General features: G+C 68.4%; 2 protein-coding genes and 1 pseudogene. 1 reads left to right on the forward strand and 2 read right to left on the reverse strand.

All coding sequences use genetic code 11. The annotated features are described in order from the left end of the window. Positions 1-142 precede the first annotated feature (142 nt). The gene (locus tag ACFWPJ_RS11605) at positions 143-562 is read right to left on the reverse strand and encodes a TIGR03667 family PPOX class F420-dependent oxidoreductase (RefSeq protein WP_378849857.1); all 420 of its coding nucleotides are present in this window, start codon (positions 560-562) and stop codon (positions 143-145) included. Between the two features lie 395 nt (positions 563-957). Next, entirely contained in the window at positions 958-1,665 is a 708-nt protein-coding gene (locus tag ACFWPJ_RS11610; protein WP_378849859.1) for a siderophore-interacting protein, read from the reverse strand. A gap of 132 nt (positions 1,666-1,797) precedes the next feature. Between ACFWPJ_RS11610 and ACFWPJ_RS11615 the strand changes: the two are divergent. Next, positions 1,798-2,079, forward strand: a pseudogene (locus tag ACFWPJ_RS11615) (lysine 6-monooxygenase); the annotation flags it as partial.

Here is a 2,079-nt window from a genome sequence, read left to right on the forward strand (position 1 = left end):
CCGACCGGTCCTCCTCCAACTTCACTCAGGGGGACTCGAGTCCACCCGGTGTGGGGGGGTGGGGGGTCGCCCCCCCCCCGGGGCGCCCCCCCCTGGGGGGGGGCCGCCCCCCCGGCGGGGGGGGGGGCCCCTTTTCGTGTGTTCAGAAGCCGCGCAGGCGATCCGGGGTGATGTGGATCGGGACGGAGTAGGTCGCGTAGAAGTCGGCCTCCGACATCTCGATCTCGGCGAAGCCCCGGGTGTACTTGCGCGAATAGTCGGCGACCACGGACTCGCTCACCGCCTCGCCGATCCGGGCCGTGCCGGTGAACACGACGACCTCGCCACCGGAGGCGGTGCTGTTGAAGTTCAGCGAGATCCGCGGGTTGCGCGCGAGATGGCGCAGCCGTTTCGCCGCCGGCTCGGTGTAGATCAGGAAGGTGCCGTCCTGCCACAGGAACCACACGGGATTGGGCTGCGGTGTATCGCCCGCGCCGATCGTGGTCAGCCAGATGACGTGCTCGTCGGCCAGCCGCTTGGCGACCGTGGCACCGAAGGGTGTGCTTTCATCGAGAACGGACACGGGCGTACTCCTCGCGGGTGGTGGTTTCCGTACTGCGTTCCGCCGTCCACCATGGCCGAAATCATCCGCGCGCGCCACCCGCCTCGCTAGCGTCGCACCGGGCCGCCCGTGACCCCGGCATGGCCGATGGCGGCGGGGTCGACCGCACCGTGTCTGCCCAGCAGGAACGGCGTCAGGATGTCGTTGGTGGTGCGTTGAGTGTTCGCTGCGCCCTGGAACCGCCGATCAGTCCGGTGATCACGAAACGCACTGGTGCGGAGAGGAATTGGGGAACATCGGTGAAACTGGGCGGCTCGGGAGTTCCCGACTTGTCCGATCAGCTTGCCGTAGCACCGGCTACATCCGCATCGGTCGCGAGGCTCAGTCGCGGTCAACCCGGGGGATGACCCCCGGCCTCACTTCCAGTAGGCCTGGGACTTGATCGCGGTCTTGGGCAGCTCGTGCTGGCCCTTGAGGGTCTTCACGATCGAGCGGGTGGTCTGCCCGCAGCAGGCGACCCACGCGAACGCGTCGGCGGGGCAGTTCATCTCCTGCGCGGCCTCGCGCAGCAGGCGGCCGTCGTCGACGCGCTGCAGCCAGGTGAGCTGGTGGTGCGGCTTGTTGTGCACCGGGATGGTCTGGTCGGACTCGTACTGCCATTCCAGCCAGACCCGCGCGGGGGTGTCGCCGATGGCGTCCAGCAGCGAGTTGATGGCGGGCAGCGAGGCGGTGTCGCCGAAGACGACGTATTCGCTGGGAGTCTGTTCCGGCAGCTGGAAGTCCGAGCCCAGCACGGTGACGTCGAGGAGGTCGCCCGGCTCGGCGCGGCGGGCCCAGTCGGCGGCCGGGCCGTTGTGCAGCGCGAAGTCGATGCTGGCGGTGTCGGCCTCCGGGTTCGGGTCGACGAGGGTGTAGCCGCGGTGGTGCAGCTTGTCGCTCTCGGCGTCCGGAATCCACAGGCGGACCCACTGGGTGGGGTGCACCGGGTGGTCGGCGAGCAGTCCGCCCATGGTGAAGCCGATCCGCACGAACTTGTCGGTGATCTGCTCGTTGGATGTCACCGTCAGCTTGTAGTCGGCGCCGCCCCAGGCCTTGGTGATCAGGCCGTTCAATCCCTTACCCATGCCGTTAGGTTAGCCTAAGGTCACTTGTTTGTCTGCATGGGCACACCGGGCCCCGCTGGCCAGATAAGGTAAGCCTATGCAAATATGGGAATCGTGTCCGGGCAATCGCCCTGTGGACGATCCCGGCGCGACATGCGTGAGAGAGTGGAGAACGAACCGGTGGAAACCCTCCTGGTAGTCGGCGCGGGGCCGAAAGCCCTTGCGGTGGCAGCGAAATCGCACGTACTGCGCACTCTCGGCCTGCCCGCGCCGCGCGTTGTCGTCGTCGAGTCGCACGCGGTCGGCGGCAACTGGCTGCCCAGCGGCGGCTGGACCGACGGCCAGCACCGGCTCGGCACCAGCCCCGAGAAGGACATCGGCTTCCCGTACCACTCCACCTGGGCGCGCGGCCGCAACCGGGAGATCGACCAGGCG

Source organism: Nocardia sp. NPDC058497 (assembly GCF_042720195.1).
Taxonomy (GTDB): Bacteria; Actinomycetota; Actinomycetes; order Mycobacteriales; family Mycobacteriaceae; genus Nocardia.